Here is a 15,765-nt window from a genome sequence, read left to right as displayed (position 1 = left end):
AAACCATGTGTAATTCAGTAAAAAAATTAATAAACGACCAACAGGTGCAGTTAATACAAAAAGGAATATTAACGATCGGAGATAAACTCCCTAATTTTACAAAAAAGGCTGTCATTAGTTCCGAAAACGGAATTGAAATTACCGATATCAACCAGAACTACGCTTCAGAACAAGGAAAATGGACTGTTCTCTTTTGGTGGCCAAAAGACTTTACATTCGTTTGTCCTACCGAAATTATCGATTTCAACAATAATAACACAGCATTTTTAGAACGCAATGCCCTCTTAATCGGCGCATCTACCGATACAGAGTTTGTCCACTTAAGTTGGAGACAAAATCATCCAGACTTGTCAAATATCTCTATTCCTATGCTTGCCGATACGTCAAAGTCTTTAGCTGAACAAATGGGCATCCTCGACGCAGATGAAAAAGTAGCCTATCGAGCAACTTTCATTATTGATCCTAACAGAACAATCCAATGGGTAAGTGTCAACCCAATGAATGTAGGTCGGAATGTCAAAGAAGTACTCCGTGTCCTAGATGCATTACAAACTGAAGAACTTACAGGTTGCGGCTGGACACCTGGACAACAAACAGTTACAGCACTATTAAAACAACAAAATGCAAAATAACTACTTAAACATACACTTTACATCTTACGCCAAAAAAAGCGACATACCAACTGTTACGGATAATATTTTAATCATTACAGCTACCGATCAGACCAAACAGTATGCGCTTAAAAAAGCACTTACTGAAACCATACACGAAAGCTTTTTAAAGAGCAAAACGGAAGTTATTAACTTTCTCGGAGATCATAAAAACTTTCTCGTCATCACCCCAAACAGAGACCTTGAAGCGCTACGTTCAGCAGGCGCTTCACTCTACTATTCAATTCAACGACTAAATATCCACGCAGCCAAATTGCGTGGATTACATCAGCTTACCGAAACAGAACGTTATGCTTTTCTAGAGGGTTTACTATTGAGTAGCTATGATTTTGATAAGTATCAAACCGACAAAACAAAATCACCAACCACCATCTACATTCCACAGCAATCCTTCTCTACAAATAAACTGCTCGAACTCAACATTCTTGCCGAGGCTATTTCATGGGCTAAATCTTTGGTCAACGAACCTGTTAATTACCTAGACTCCTTACGCTTTTCCCTGCTATGTAAAGAAGCTGGGAAACACTTCGGCTTTCAAACTGAAATCCTTCATAAATCCCAGATTGAAAAATTAAAAATGGGTGGTTTACTTGCTGTTAATAAAGGTTCCGAAACTCCTCCTACTTTCAACATTTTCCATTACAAACCTGATAATGCCATTAATAAAAAACCACTGGTATTGGTAGGCAAAGGTATCATGTATGATACCGGAGGTTATTCTTTAAAAATAAATGGCAATATGTTATCCATGAAATGTGATATGGCAGGTGGTGCAGCCGTTTTAGGAACAATAGCCGCCATTTCAGGAAACAAACTTCCTTATCACATCATTGGTCTTGTCCCTGCCACCGACAATAAAATATCATCAAATGCATTAGTAGCGGATGATATAATCAAAATGATGAACGGAACAACGGTAGAAGTTCAAAACACAGACGCCGAAGGTCGCCTCGTACTAGCTGATGCATTAACGTATGCCGCTCGATTTGCTCCCGAATTAGTTATTGACATAGCCACCTTAACAGGTGCATCCGCTGCCATTACCGGCCCATATGGGCTAGCCGTATCCGGCAATGATCAAAAAACAATAAACGAACTAAAAGATCATGGCGATCAAGTTTATGAAAGGCTTCTTCAATTTCCATTATGGCCTGAATACAAAACATTACTAAAGTCAAATATTGCCGACTTATCAAATATTGGTGGTCCTGTCGGAGGTGTAAGTACTTCTTCTCTATTTTTAGAACATTTCACGGATTACCCTTGGGTACATCTCGATATTGCAGGAGCTGCCTTCATTAAAAAGCGTACATCCTATAGACAAAAGGGTCCCACTGCTGTCCCCATCCGTTTACTCTATCAATATATTAAAACAAAAACAGATTTACAGGGGTTGTAAAAATCCCGACAAAGTTCATACGATACATAAAAGTAAGCAACTCATATAAAAAATGTAAGCGACAGCCCGAGGCCAACAGCACATTAGTTATTCATAATAAAAAAACATAAAAATGATTGAACCCATTTTACAAGATAATAAAGACCGTTTTGTCATTTTTCCTATTCAGCACAATGACATCTGGGAGTTTTACAAAAAAGCAGAAGCCAGCTTCTGGACTGCCGAAGAAGTAGATCTATCGCAGGACATGCACGACTGGCAAAACAAATTAAACAAAGACGAACGTTATTTTATAACCCACGTACTAGCTTTTTTTGCAGCGAGTGATGGTATTGTCAACGAAAACCTAGCTATCAATTTTATACAAGAAGTACAATATCCCGAAGCCCGCTGTTTCTATGGTTTCCAGATCATGATAGAAAACATACACTCCGAAATGTACTCCCTGCTTATCGATACTTATGTGAAAGACCCAATAGAAAAGGATTACTTGTTGCGCGCTATTGAAACCATTCCCTGCGTAGCTAAAAAAGCTGACTGGGCTCTTCGCTGGATAGAGAGCGACAATTTTGCCGAAAGATTAATTGCATTTGCTGCTATAGAGGGGATTTTCTTTTCCGGGAGTTTCTGTTCTATTTTTTGGTTAAAAAAGCGCGGACTAATGCCTGGATTAACTTTTTCTAATGAGCTTATCAGCCGTGACGAAGGTCTACATTGTGATTTTGCCTGTTTATTATATACAAATCACATGAAAAACAAACTATCAGAGAATACTGTCAAACAAATCATTACGGATGCTGTAACTATTGAAAAGGAATTTGTAACAGATGCTCTGCCTGTCCGTCTTATCGGAATGAATGCCGACCTCATGTGCCAATATATCGAGTTTGTTGCCGATCGTCTTTTAGTAGCACTAGGCTATACAAAAATTTGGAATACCACCAATCCTTTTGATTTTATGGAGCTTATTTCATTACAAGGAAAAACCAACTTCTTCGAACGTCGTGTAGGAGAATATCAAAAGACCGGTGTCAGTCAAAAAACAAAAAGCAACACGAACTTTTCGTTGGATGAAGACTTTTAATACAGCATATAATGAAATAAAAAAATCTAATTTTTCAACTTTTTAAAGAAATTCAATGTTTGTAATAAAAAGAAACGGCAAACAAGAAGCCGTACATTTTGATAAAATCACAGCCCGGATTCATAAATTAGTATACGGACTTTCTGTTACCGAAAATGACGTCATAGAAATTGCAAAAAAAGTAGTGCAAGGCATATATAATAATGTCACGACCACAGAGCTAGACAACCTTGCTGCTGAAACCGCAGCTGCCTACACTACTGTTCATCCAGATTTTGCAGTTCTTGCAGCCCGTATTGCGGTAAGCAACCTCCATAAAAACACATTGAAATCATTTTCCGAAACAGCTAAATTACTTTACCAATACACAGACCCCGTCAGTCATACCGATGCACCATTAATCTCTAAAGAGATTTACGACATTATTCTAGAAAATGCCGATCAGATCAACAGTAGTATCATTTACGATCGCGATTATAGTTTTGATTATTTTGGTTTTAAAACATTAGAACGCTCTTATTTACTCCGCACAGATGGTAAAATAACCGAGCGTCCTCAACACCTTTTTATGCGTGTTGCATTAGGCATTCATAAAGAAGACATTCAAGCAGCCATTGAAACCTATAACCTCATGAGTGAGAAGTGGTTTATACACGCAACGCCCACCTTATTTAATGCGGGCACCCCGAAGCCTCAAATGTCCTCCTGCTTTCTTTTAAGCATGGTTGAAGACAGCATCCCCGGTATTTTTGACACTTTAAAACGTTGTGCTTTAATTTCACAGTCAGCGGGCGGCATAGGTTTAAGCATTCATAATGTTAGAGCGACGGGCAGTTATATAAAAGGAACCGGCGGTATTTCCAACGGTATTATTCCTATGCTCCGCGTCTTTAACGACACTGCACGTTATGTTGATCAAGGAGGTGGTAAACGTAAAGGAGCTATCGCTGTATATTTAGAACCTTGGCATGCTGATATATTTGACTTTCTTGATCTCCGAAAAAACCACGGTAAAGAAGAAATGCGAGCACGCGATCTCTTCCCTGCTCTCTGGATTCCTGACCTCTTCATGAAGCGCGTCGAAGAAAATGCACTATGGTCGCTATTTGATCCCAATGAAGCCATTGGGCTATACGACACATATGGGGATAATTTCAACAAGCTTTATGAAAAATATGAGGCAGATGGTAGCTACCGCAAACAAATAAAAGCAAGAGAATTATGGAATGCTATACTGGAAGCTCAAATTGAAACCGGCACTCCCTATATGTGCTACAAAGACGCTGTCAATGAAAAGTCTAATCAAAAAAACATAGGGGTAATCCGCAGTTCTAATCTCTGCACCGAGATTATGGAATATACCAGCTCTAATGAAGTGGCCGTATGCAACCTTGCATCGCTAGCACTACCACACTATGTTTCGGATCAACAATTTGATTTTCAAAAGCTTTATGAAGTCACAAAAATTGTAACAAAGAATCTTAATAAAGTCATAGACGCTAACTATTACCCTATTCCTGAAACACACAACTCCAATTCAAAACACCGTCCTATTGGCTTAGGTGTTCAGGGTTTGGCTGATGTTTTCCTACTCTTACGTTTACCTTTTGAAAGTCAAGAGGCGAGAATATTGAACAGTCAAATTTTTGAAACCATGTATTTTGCGGCTATGGAAACCTCTATGGAGCTTGCAAAAGAAAACGGTCCATACGAAAGCTTCCAAGGCTCTCCTTTGTCAGAAGGTAAATTTCAATTCGATCTTTGGAACGTCTCCCCCTCTAACCGCTGGGACTGGGAGACTTTACGAAAGGCAGTCATAAAACACGGTGTTCGAAACTCCCTACTACTAGCTCCTATGCCTACAGCCTCTACCTCACAAATATTAGGCAATAACGAATGCTTCGAACCCTATACCAGCAACATATATAACAGGCGTGTACTTTCGGGCGAATTTGCTGTAGTCAATAAACATTTACTAAAAGATTTAACAGATCTAGGACTTTGGGATCCGGCTATGAAAAACAGATTAATTGCCGAAAATGGTTCGGTTCAAAACATACCCGAAATACCCGATACCTTAAAAGACTTATACAAAACAGTCTGGGAAATCAAACAAAAAACAATCGTAGACATGGCCGCTGATAGAGGAGCTTTCATTTGTCAATCACAGTCATTAAACTTATTTATGGCAGAACCAAGTATAGCAAAACTAACATCGATGCACTTTTATGCTTGGAAAAAAGGACTCAAAACCGGCATGTACTACTTGCGCACACAAGCTGCAGCCGACGCAATTAAATTCACGGTAGAGCAGGCTCAGACAACAACAAGCATACAGCCCGAGGTCTCTTGCTCATTAGATAATATGGATGAATGCATCTCATGTGGAAGTTGACAAAAGCAAAACAACTTAAATATTCACTCTAAAACAAAAGCATATGGCAAAATTATTTTTAGTACGTCACGGACAATCACAGTGGAACCTCGAAAACCGTTTCACAGGCTGGCAAGATGTAGATATTACCGAAATTGGTAAAGAGGAGGCAAAAAGAGCCGGAAGATTTCTAGAAAAGGAACAGATAGACATTGCGTTCACTTCTAAACTAATCAGAGCTCAACATACCTTAAAAATCATACTACAAACGATAAAAAAGCCAGACATACCTGTTATCATAGATGAAGCCCTCAACGAACGTGCTTATGGCACACTTGAAGGTCTAAACAAAGCTGAAACAGCCAAAAAATACGGTGATGATCAAGTACAGCTATGGCGACGCTCGTTTGAAACAGCGCCTCCAGGAGGGGAAAGCTTAAAGGACACTTACAATCGTGTAATACCTTATTATCAAAAATTTATCCTGCCCCAATTACAGAAAAATAAAAATGTCCTCATCGCAGCCCATGGAAATAGCCTCAGGGCTTTAATCATGTATCTGGACCACCTAACTCCTCAAGAGATACTTAAAACAGAAATAGCAACGGGACAACCCATAACCTATGAAATTGACACAAGTCCGAATGAAAAAAATTAGAGAGTTCATACAATATGCATACACTACCAAGAATTACAACAGAACAACTGGAAGAACTACTAGGCTTTCTTAAATACACGGACAAATTACCCCATGTAGATTCTAGAGCGTTCCAACAACTAAAAAACATTTTAACAAACTACCTCGATGATCTTCTACAATTTAACAGAAGGCAGTTTTTATCTATTTTAAAACGGGTTAACATTTCTGATAAAGAAATTCAAAGTATATTTCATAGAAACAAAGCGCAACATATATCCTACGGACAAATAGCTGCTGTCATGATATTAGAAAAACAAAACCAGTCTTACCAAAGCTCTCCATCTTTAAAAGAAATGATTTAACATATTATGGAAGATATACATGCAATAACATATTTAGTGGACCAACTTCAAGTCGGTAGCCAAGATTTCCATAAAAAATCAAAGCAAGAACAATTCGACATGTTAAGTAAATACCTCAATAATCTCATAGCTACTGATTTCAATAAGCTACTAAGCATACTTTATCGTATTGATGTAGCAGAAGAAACTGTTCGCCATGCTTTAGAAAACAACACAAGAGATATTTTATCGGGTCAAATTATTGCAGAGCTCCTATTGAAAAGAGAGAAGGAGAAAATAAAACTTAGAGCAAAATACAGTAAAAAGTCACTATAGAAACAAACGCAATGAACTTTATCGCTACTACAGGAAAAATAATTGCTATCGATTTTGATGGCACAATAGTAGAACATAAGTATCCTGCTATAGGCAAAGAAATGGAATACTGTTTCACCACCTTAAAAGCGTTACAACTAAAAGGACACCGGTTAATTTTGTGGACCTATAGAAAAGGTAAAAGATTAGAAGAGGCTGTAGATTTTTGTACAGCAAATAATATTACCTTTTACGCAATCAATGAAAATTACCCAGGCGAGACTATCGAGGGCGGATTTAGCCGAAAGATTGACGCCGATATCTTCATAGACGACCGTAATATAGGTGGCTTTTTAGGTTGGCTCGACATTTGGAACATGCTACACCCTGAAGGAAAAGAGTTTTCACATCAACTAAAAAATGAAAACGCACACCGAAATGGAAGAAAAAAGAGTCGAAAAAAATGGTTTTTCTAAAAACAACAAGGGACTGTCGGCTTCCATAACGACAGTCTCCTTTCATTCTACCACTCAACATTTCTGCTACCAACACCTAAATATCGGTAGAGATAAATCACAAATGCTTATAACGTAACATTTTCGAGATAACTATCTTTCTCTTGAGTTGAATTTAGTATTTTCGGTCTGTCATTTTTTTACTAACCTTAAATACCTGAACACAGCTATACTATTTAGTTTTTGTTTATTGTAAGAAAAACTAAAAAATATACAACGTTTAAAAAAGCTCAACTACATATCCATGAAATACCAGCTCCCTCTACTTTTTCTATTCTTACATAGCCTTTGCTATGCGCAAAACCCAAGGGAAGAAGTCGTCACTTTTGCAGATGCCTACAAAAGAACCTATCAGGCTACCCGTTTGGATCAGGAGCGGCCAAAAATAGACGGAAAGCTGGACGATGAACTCTGGCAAACTAAAGGGCAATGGTCGGAAAAGTTTTCCCAAGTCATTCCCTTCGAACGTGTACATACCGATTCATGGACACGTATGAAAATATTCTACGACCAAGAGAACATCTATATCGGGGTCTACTGCAAAGATGCACATCCCGAAACTATGAATGCTTTCATTGGCAACCGAGATGACAACAGCAACGGCGACCTCATTAGCATAGCCTTTGACACTTACCATGACTACCGTGTTGCCTCCGAATTCAATATCAATCTGGGTGGCAATAAAACCGATCTCACCGTCACCGACAAACTATCAGTCAACCTGAGCTGGAATGCGGTATGGGAAGGCAAAACACACATTAACATGGCCGACTCCTCTTGGACAGCCGAATTACGTATCCCCTTCAGCCAATTACGTTATACCCAAAAAAACGAAGATGGTATATGGGGGCTTCATGTGCGTCGTATCATCCGTAAAAACAATGAAGTTCAAAACTGGAGCCTCATTCCCATCAAAAATAATGGTCACGTATTTTCTTTTGGCGAAATGCACGGCATGACAGACCTTCCTAAGCCCCGAGGCATAGAAATACTTCCACACGTGCTTACAAAATATACACGTGATCCTAAAATCGAGAACAGTCCATTCCAAAAAGGAAGTAAAGGGACTATAAGTGGCGGTCTTGATCTTAAAGCGGCCATCAACGACTTTACTATGGATGTAACCATCAACCCCGACTACGGACAGGTCGAATTAGATCCATCCGTTATGAACCTCTCGGCCTATGAAACTTTTTACGATGAAAAACGTCCTTTTTTCTTAGAAGGCCGACACATTCTTGAGTTTGACAATAACGAAGGCGGTATGATGTTTTATTCCCGGCGTATTGGTGCTATGCCCACCTATCGCCCCAAAAACATTGATAACAACACTAGTTTTTCCGGCACACCTTCCTACATTCCTATCTTAGGCGCTTTAAAACTTACCGGTACAAACAAAAACGGTGTTACAGTAGGACTACTCGAAAGCATTACAGCACAAACCAGTAGTAAAGTCATGCGTGATGGCGTGGGAAGCCGGGAAATTACCGAGCCACTCACCAACTACACCGTAGCACGTGTGCAGAAAAACTGGGAAGGCAACACCCTACTTGGCGCTATGGTTACCTCTGTCAATCGTAAATTGGGCAACCAAGATCATTTAAAAGAACTGATGATTGAGAATGCTTTTACTACAGGCATAGACTTTACCCAATACTTTGCCAATCGTCTGTACTATATTGATGCCAAAGGTATGTTCAGCACGATCAACGGATCGCCTGAAGCTATCTTGAACACCAAAATGAACGCTACCCATTATTACCATCGCGAATCTGGCGTTGGCTACCTCAACCTCGATCCCGATAAAAACAGCTTACTAGGCACAGGCGGTTATGTCAAGGTGGGGAAGAAAGGCAATGCCCAATGGAATTATTCACAAACTTTTAGTTGGTCATCTCCCGGTTTTGACCTAAACGACGTCGGTTACCTTCGCGAATCTGATTATAAAGCTAATGAAAGCGAAATCGCTTTCCGAAAAACCGACCCTTGGGGGCCTTTTCGTTTTGCAGGAATCAACTTAACGCAAAAAAACATATGGAACTATGGCGGTCGCCCAACCAACAACAACGTAGCGATCCGTTTCCGTAGCTTAACCACCAAACACCGCTTTGAAACTGATATCAAAGAAACTTTCAGCTGGAACACCGTAGATAGCCGCCGCCTCAGAGGAGGCCCGGATATCCGTTACAATCCTAATATAAAAACTGAGTTCCTATTCAGTACAGACCGTGCTAAAAAAACAATGTTTAAACTAAATTACATTGGCCAACACTTCTTCAACCAAGAAACAAGCTATAACACCATCAACCCTAGCTTAACCCTACGTTTAGGCAATCATGTACTGCTAACAGGGCAGCTCAACTATGCACAGAACACAGACGATCTGCAATACGTCAACACCGTTACATCCAGTGACTGGAGCGATCAGACAGCCTATCTCATGGGGCGAATGAAACAAGAGACCTACGGCTTTACATTAAACTTCCAAACAAATATAACACCCGACCTTTCCATACAATATTACGGATCTCCGTTTACATCGGTAGCAAAATACGACAATTTCAAGCTCGCTGCCGACACACGTGCGAGCCGCTATGAAGATCGCTTTTCGGCTTTTCAAGCCCATGAAATCACCGAACAGAACGATCACTATCACGTCGAGCAGGGCAATAATAAAATGACTTTTAAAAACCCTAATTTCAGTTTCAATGAATTTCGCTCCAACTTAGTCGCTCGATGGGAATATCTTCCCGGCTCAACCATACACTTCGTTTGGGAACACAACCGTTCGGGACAAGATGCCAGATATTATTCCGGATGGGGAAACAACCTCGATCATATGTTTGGCCTTCCGGCAACCAACACGTTTATGCTGAAGATAAATTACTGGTTTAACTTATAAACACAGCGAAGATACTATGTGTCGCTTTAATCATCACCGAAAATGCTATCAATATCCTTATGTAGCAACTCTTCGGTGATGTTGAAAAAGCTTTAACGTCAAACATTTTAGACTTAGTTCCTAAGTCAATAACAAATTATTTAACCTTATTTAATAAATTGCAACTTGCCACCTAGCTTCTCTTGCAACCCTTCTTGAACAGGTGGAATATTATATTCGTCAAGATTCTCCCAAAACTTGTTTTTATAGCTACTCTTTTCGACAGTTTTATAAATACTTTTAACAAGATTTTTTTCAATCTCTTTATATTCAGCCATGCTTATAAAAGAACGTTCAATCACATAAAACTCGTTTAAACTTTCATAAGGAATGCGTCCAAAAACCGACTTTCGTTTTATAGTAGCAACTATATTCTGATATATACTTTGTAAATTTCTATAGTCGATCTCTTCTATATCCATTGATGAATAATTCTCCATCTGTACAGCACTTTTAGTCCTTGCCTCCAGTCTAAATATTTTCTCTTTTTTTACAGAATCGGGCAATACCATATCTATATAGAATTGTGTGCTTCCTTTTTCTTCCGATTGTGTTATGTATCCAACTTTCTTCCCTTCTTTTAATAAAGCAGTCCGTCCATTCTCGACCTCCTGTACGTCCAACTTGCTCAATCGTTTCGACAGCTTTATTTCAACTAATTTAGGAACTCTAGGTATCTGAAAAAAGGGCCCCATCTTTTCATTATATTCTTTTAAAAGCGCCGAGTCCTGAAAAACTCTATATTCCAAAAGCCTATACTTAGGTTTTCCTTTTGCTATCGGAATATAATACTCCATTATACCGTCAACAAAATACTTTTGCTTCAAATCAAAAGTCTCCAACGAACGATAGTAGCCTTTCAAAACAATCACTTCTTTGGGTGTTGTTGCATTGATCGCTATATCTTCAATAATATTAGATCGGGGACTTAAACTATAAGTCTGCTCTTCCGCAGCACTGTTTATGACCCAACTCATCTGTTCGTAAGAAATATGCTGAACTGTTATCTTAAGAGGCCATAAGTTCTTCTGATCTACGTTTTCAAGTAGCGAGAGTACGCCCTCTTTATCTGTAAAGCCTAGCAAAGTTCCTTTCTCACTGTAAATATTGACAGCAGGAACCCCCAGCCCTGTATCTCGATCGACAAACCTAATTTGTGCATAACCAGTATACAGAGAAAACAAAAGAGCAAACACCAAAAACAACCCTTTCATAAATACAGTGTAAAATCTCCCTATATTTAAATATTCTAACCCCTATTTAACCTTGTTTAAGAACATTACAGCCATACATAAAATCTTTACTGATACACCTTCACCCAGTCAATCACCATCTCTACAGGCAACTGTTTTCTGTCCACCTCTCCTACCCAGCTTCCTCCCAACTGTTGGTCTATTAATAAAAAGAAAGGCTGATCGTACGGCCATTGCGAAGCGTCTACACCTTCTACCCGCGGATATGTAAAAGTATCCTTCCCGTTCAATTGGAAAACAATACGATCTGGATACCAGCTTATCCCATATGTATTATAAACTCCTGCATCAATCTGTGCAGTACCATGATGGGGCGGGTTTGTTTTTTCACCTAAATCCAGCGTATAATATGAGTGTGTAGTTTGGTATATAATTTTATCAAAATTAAGGTGCTCCATAATATCAATCTCTCCATTTCTGGGATATTTCCCATACTTATCCAACTCGGCCAGCATCCACATTGCTGGCCACGCTCCCTGCGCACTACCAAGTTTTGCACGTATCTCCACCCGTCCATATTGAAATGCAAATTTACCTTTACTCCATATTCCTCCCGTCAAGTAAGGCCGAGGGTCCACGCTTGTATCTGGGTTATTAATTCCTAACAAATGCAGCTTTCCATTCTCCATCTTAAAGCAAGCATCATCTATACTCATGTGCCTATTCCAATCTGAACTACCTGCCGGTATTCTTGTCCACTTGCTTGTATCTATTACTGTTCCGTTAAAGTCGTCCTGCCATACCAACTTCCATTTTTTATCTTCCCGCCCCTCCTGCTGTACATAAATATGCTTCCTTTCGCCAATTTTGTTCGTCACAGCACATGAAGACATTATAAAAAGCCCTCCTACTATTAATGTTGCTAATTTCCTCTGTAACATTATCGTTTACCTTAGTTTTTATAATTCTTATTTCCTTAAATCCTGAATAACTACTTTTTCGTCTTTAAAATTTGCCCTATTGCTACTGCCCACTTTCTATACCCCTCTGTATTCAGATGAATTCCGTCTTTCGAATAATCTTCAAGAGCTATTGTTCCGTCGTCTTGAATAAACACATCCGTCATAGGTATATATATGGCTTTAGTACCTTTAACGCTCTCTTTCAATATTTCTTGTATAGCATCATACTTCTTTCTACGAGGGTCTTCTACAGACAAGCCTACGGGCAATGGACCTGTCAGAAAGAGTTTAGTATGGGGCATCTCTTCCAACACCCAATTATGAATATCCATGATCGCTTCCGCTATTTCCTCCGCAGAATCGCCGTCCAAGAAGTTATTAACCCCTATTGTTAAAACTATTGCTTTAGGTTTAGCATTTTTATACTTTCCATTCTTCAATCGCCAAAAAACATGCTGTGTCCGATCTCCTGCAATCCCTGCCGACTCCCATGTATACCCATGTAGCTGCTGTTCAAAAATTTCTTTTGCAGCAGGCTTATAGGCCAATTTACTCCTATTTCCTCCTAAACCTTGCGTTATCGAATTTCCTACAAAAAGCACATCCAATTGTCCTTCTTTTTCCAGCAACAGACTATCAATATCCGCATGCTGTCCCCACCAGCCCGCCCCCTCTTTCCAGCCTGCTCCTACCCTGTACTCTGCTCCAGGAGCAGCTATCTTAGCAAAATTTATTTTACGGCTTTCAGCACGAAGTATAAAGTCAACAATAAGCTGCGGATTAGGCAAACTATGTGGATGATGACCAATATGTGCTTTATGAACAATAGTTATATCTCCTTTAGCAGCTTTGATACGCTGCTCAAAAATTCCGCTATTCTCTGCCACGGGCACTACATCATCCACATCTCCCACCACATGTATTAACGGAACTCTCGTCCTTGCCACCTCTGCTGCCCTTTCTAAGGGCGTTTTTTTATACGTTAATGCTTCTACCTCAGTCAACCCATATACTTTCTTAAAAAGTTCCCAATCGCTAGGACTTCCCTTCCCAGCCCCCTTACCTCCAGGCCAACTCCTTGGATCGAGTACTGGTGCATCTGCATAAACAGCCGCTACACGTTCAGGATATTTCAGCAGCCAGTTGTACACATACATACCGCCCCGGCTCATACCTTCCATTACCGCTTTTTCTGCAAATCCCTTACCCTGCAGCATTCCATAAAAGTCATTCCACAGGGCGTTACTTTCTTCGTTTCCAAAAAGTTCTGCTACATCACAATACACCACGTGATAGCCCCGCTCCAGCATTGCAATATCAAACTGGGGCTCATGCCCCCAAAAACGTGCCCGCCACACCCAAGGTTTACCCTCGGCTACCAATTTAGGTGCAACAACAATAGCATCTCTACCTTTAAATTTAAAACTACTTCCTACATAACCGTTAAAATTCGTACGTTTAGCCTCTGGATACACATAAGTGCGTTCAGCTTTTAGCGGGGTTTGTACATGCTCATAAACACGCTTTGCAATAGCAGATGCACCTATCGAAGTCAATTCCTTGTCTGCGGTCATCAACACGTCATCTGTTGCTAATAGCGAGCCGACATCTAAAACTTCTAAGCCTGAGTCAAAAGCTAAATCCAACATCTTCTGTTTTTCTATCTGTAAATTTGTTGGTTCCACCTGATATAGCCCTGTCCATAATAATCCGAAACGCACTCCTCTTTCCAATAAGCTACGCAATAACTGTTTTACCCGGTTTTCATTCTCTGGTGCAGTTGCCAGATCTGCCAATTCCTTCGTCCACTCCACTAACAGCATATCTCCCTTTTCTGCTGGAAACGTCCATATCGACTCTGCTAATTCTGAGGCACTAACCATAGAACTATATTCTTCCAGCTTTTTTCCGTTCACACTTACTTGTACTGTTTCATTCAACATAGCAGCTAATTGCGCAGGATAGTTGTTTTTATCGGGCATAAACATCGTGCCGCCCAAAGTAATGTTTTGGCCAAAACAAACTACCTGTTTCACTCCTTGCGCAGCAGCGGTGTACACAATTAAATAAAACATGATAAATAACCCGATAAACTTCGATAGTTTTAGATTTTTTCCAGATTGATGTAGCATATGGTTCTATAAGTGCGACATAAAACTATGTATTATTTACGAAGACTGTGCATAAGTTTGCTTTTTGTTACAAGCGTTTTTAGAAACGAAAACTAATATTCTTTCAACTCGTTGCCCAGCTGCTTACGAACACCCTCAGCAAGCGGTGGGATGTTGTAACCTTTCAAATCCTCCCAGAAGGCTTTGGTATACTTACTTTTTTCTTCCAAGTAAATACTTCTTGTGAAGCTGCCTTCTAAATCTTTAACTTCCTCCTCACTCAGATAGGAACGTTCTGTAACATAAAACTCAGAAAAACTTTCCATTGGTACATAGCCATAGGCCTTCTTTCGCTGTACGGCCCCAACATGAGAAGTGACACGACTAATTAGATTTTCTATAGCTGGGTTATCTAGATCGGTATGGCTATAATTCTCTATGGTCAATCCTCGATACTGTTCCCCTCTTATCCTAAATAGCTTTCGCTTTATCACTGATTGTGGTGGCACACGATCAAAATAAACCTGCGTATTCCCAGACTTCGTATGCTGAACGAAACCTAAATTTAGCCCATCTCCTTTTATTACCCGTTTGTCGCCTTCTGCTATAAGGGAATTTCCTTTGGGTAAATGCCTTACGACAGATTCTCTAGAAAACGTAGGTAATTGGGGGCGTTCTGATAGTAGTTTACCAAATAGTTTATTAGCTTCCGCTAGACTCTCTTCATTCGCAAACAAACGATACTCTAGCAATTGAAATCTTATCCTATCTTTACCCTTTAATGGAATGTAAAAGGCTATCAATCCGTCATAAAGATAACGCGACTTATCATTCATCAAATCATGGACTCTAAAATATCCTTTCAACACGACATAGTCATCCTGACTTCTATCAGTCACTACTATCTCTTTGATCTCGATATTTCGCTGAGTTAATACAATTCTATTTGACATAGTAAATGCCTCGTAGGACAAGGTCATGTTTTCATAAGCGACATGTTGAATTGTAACTTGACTTATATCCACTTTTTTAAGGCTGTCTATATCTATCTTTCCCTTTTCATCAGACATACCTATAAACAAACCTTTATCTGAATAAACTGTAGCGCCCACTACGGGTTCATTCGTAACACTATCTGCCAGATTTATTTGGGCAAAAACCTCATAACTATAGCAAAGTAAAATAATCGAAAATATTATAGCTCTCATATATAAAATCA

At 39.5% G+C, this 15,765-nt stretch carries 13 protein-coding genes; 9 read left to right on the top strand and 4 right to left on the bottom strand.

Annotated elements, in window-relative coordinates; all coding sequences use genetic code 11:
• The first annotated feature begins 5 nt into the window (after window positions 1–5).
• The 9 genes from ORI89_RS16310 (at window position 6) to ORI89_RS16270 (ending at window position 10,241) form a co-directional block, all read left to right on the top strand.
• Window positions 6–632 (top strand): peroxiredoxin, encoded by a 627-nt coding sequence (locus ORI89_RS16310; RefSeq protein ID WP_268231581.1) that lies wholly within the window; start codon window positions 6–8, stop codon window positions 630–632.
• Window positions 622–2,070, top strand: a complete 1,449-nt coding sequence (locus ORI89_RS16305; protein WP_268231580.1) for a leucyl aminopeptidase family protein — start codon at window positions 622–624, stop codon at window positions 2,068–2,070. The genes ORI89_RS16310 and ORI89_RS16305 overlap by 11 nt, the downstream gene beginning before the upstream one ends.
• Before the next feature lie 112 nt (window positions 2,071–2,182).
• Entirely contained in the window at window positions 2,183–3,154 is a 972-nt protein-coding gene (locus tag ORI89_RS16300; RefSeq protein ID WP_442800894.1) for a ribonucleoside-diphosphate reductase small subunit, read from the top strand.
• A gap of 55 nt (window positions 3,155–3,209) precedes the next feature.
• Window positions 3,210–5,549, top strand: a complete 2,340-nt coding sequence (locus ORI89_RS16295) for a ribonucleoside-diphosphate reductase subunit alpha (RefSeq protein WP_268231579.1) — start codon at window positions 3,210–3,212, stop codon at window positions 5,547–5,549.
• 43 nt (window positions 5,550–5,592) lie between these two features.
• Window positions 5,593–6,186 (top strand): 2,3-bisphosphoglycerate-dependent phosphoglycerate mutase, encoded by a 594-nt coding sequence (locus tag ORI89_RS16290; RefSeq protein ID WP_268231578.1) that lies wholly within the window; start codon window positions 5,593–5,595, stop codon window positions 6,184–6,186.
• Window positions 6,187–6,200: 14 nt separating this feature from the next.
• On the top strand, window positions 6,201–6,530 hold the full coding sequence (locus ORI89_RS16285) for a hypothetical protein (RefSeq protein ID WP_268231577.1): 330 nt from the start codon (window positions 6,201–6,203) through the stop codon (window positions 6,528–6,530).
• Between the two features lie 6 nt (window positions 6,531–6,536).
• Window positions 6,537–6,845, top strand: a complete 309-nt coding sequence (locus ORI89_RS16280; RefSeq protein ID WP_268231576.1) for a hypothetical protein — start codon at window positions 6,537–6,539, stop codon at window positions 6,843–6,845.
• Window positions 6,846–6,856: 11 nt separating this feature from the next.
• Entirely contained in the window at window positions 6,857–7,300 is a 444-nt protein-coding gene (locus ORI89_RS16275) for a BT0820 family HAD-type phosphatase (RefSeq protein WP_268231575.1), read from the top strand.
• A gap of 283 nt (window positions 7,301–7,583) precedes the next feature.
• On the top strand, window positions 7,584–10,241 hold the full coding sequence (locus ORI89_RS16270; RefSeq protein ID WP_268231574.1) for a DUF5916 domain-containing protein: 2,658 nt from the start codon (window positions 7,584–7,586) through the stop codon (window positions 10,239–10,241).
• A gap of 146 nt (window positions 10,242–10,387) precedes the next feature.
• Here the strand turns inward: ORI89_RS16270 and ORI89_RS16265 are convergent, their stop codons facing one another.
• From ORI89_RS16265 to ORI89_RS16250, 4 genes are all read right to left on the bottom strand, one after another.
• Window positions 10,388–11,494 (bottom strand): hypothetical protein, encoded by a 1,107-nt coding sequence (locus ORI89_RS16265; RefSeq protein WP_268231573.1) that lies wholly within the window; start codon window positions 11,492–11,494, stop codon window positions 10,388–10,390.
• Between the two features lie 86 nt (window positions 11,495–11,580).
• Entirely contained in the window at window positions 11,581–12,414 is an 834-nt protein-coding gene (locus ORI89_RS16260; RefSeq protein ID WP_268231572.1) for a glycoside hydrolase family 16 protein, read from the bottom strand.
• Between the two features lie 50 nt (window positions 12,415–12,464).
• Window positions 12,465–14,510 (bottom strand): GDSL-type esterase/lipase family protein, encoded by a 2,046-nt coding sequence (locus tag ORI89_RS16255; RefSeq protein ID WP_268231571.1) that lies wholly within the window; start codon window positions 14,508–14,510, stop codon window positions 12,465–12,467.
• 149 nt (window positions 14,511–14,659) lie between these two features.
• Window positions 14,660–15,754, bottom strand: a complete 1,095-nt coding sequence (locus ORI89_RS16250; RefSeq protein ID WP_268231570.1) for a hypothetical protein — start codon at window positions 15,752–15,754, stop codon at window positions 14,660–14,662.
• Window positions 15,755–15,765: the final 11 nt, after the last annotated feature.

Source organism: Sphingobacterium sp. UT-1RO-CII-1 (assembly GCF_026711005.1).
Classification (GTDB): domain Bacteria; phylum Bacteroidota; class Bacteroidia; order Sphingobacteriales; family Sphingobacteriaceae; genus Sphingobacterium.
This window is presented reverse-complemented; position numbering and strand designations above follow the sequence as displayed.

Excerpts from the sequence above, each read along its gene's own strand:
- ORI89_RS16310 (WP_268231581.1), top strand. The coding sequence starts at position 6 with ATGTGTAATTCAGTAAAAAAATTAATAAACGACCAACAGGTGCAGTTA.
- ORI89_RS16305 (WP_268231580.1), top strand. The coding sequence starts at position 622 with ATGCAAAATAACTACTTAAACATACACTTTACATCTTACGCCAAAAAA.
- ORI89_RS16300 (WP_442800894.1), top strand. The coding sequence starts at position 2,183 with ATGATTGAACCCATTTTACAAGATAATAAAGACCGTTTTGTCATTTTT.
- ORI89_RS16295 (WP_268231579.1), top strand. The coding sequence starts at position 3,210 with ATGTTTGTAATAAAAAGAAACGGCAAACAAGAAGCCGTACATTTTGAT.
- ORI89_RS16290 (WP_268231578.1), top strand. The coding sequence starts at position 5,593 with ATGGCAAAATTATTTTTAGTACGTCACGGACAATCACAGTGGAACCTC.
- ORI89_RS16285 (WP_268231577.1), top strand. The coding sequence starts at position 6,201 with ATGCATACACTACCAAGAATTACAACAGAACAACTGGAAGAACTACTA.
- ORI89_RS16280 (WP_268231576.1), top strand. The coding sequence starts at position 6,537 with ATGGAAGATATACATGCAATAACATATTTAGTGGACCAACTTCAAGTC.
- ORI89_RS16275 (WP_268231575.1), top strand. The coding sequence starts at position 6,857 with ATGAACTTTATCGCTACTACAGGAAAAATAATTGCTATCGATTTTGAT.
- ORI89_RS16270 (WP_268231574.1), top strand. The coding sequence starts at position 7,584 with ATGAAATACCAGCTCCCTCTACTTTTTCTATTCTTACATAGCCTTTGC.
- ORI89_RS16265 (WP_268231573.1), bottom strand. The coding sequence starts at position 11,494 with ATGAAAGGGTTGTTTTTGGTGTTTGCTCTTTTGTTTTCTCTGTATACT.
- ORI89_RS16260 (WP_268231572.1), bottom strand. The coding sequence starts at position 12,414 with ATGTTACAGAGGAAATTAGCAACATTAATAGTAGGAGGGCTTTTTATA.
- ORI89_RS16255 (WP_268231571.1), bottom strand. The coding sequence starts at position 14,510 with ATGTTTTATTTAATTGTGTACACCGCTGCTGCGCAAGGAGTGAAACAG.
- ORI89_RS16250 (WP_268231570.1), bottom strand. The coding sequence starts at position 15,754 with ATGAGAGCTATAATATTTTCGATTATTTTACTTTGCTATAGTTATGAG.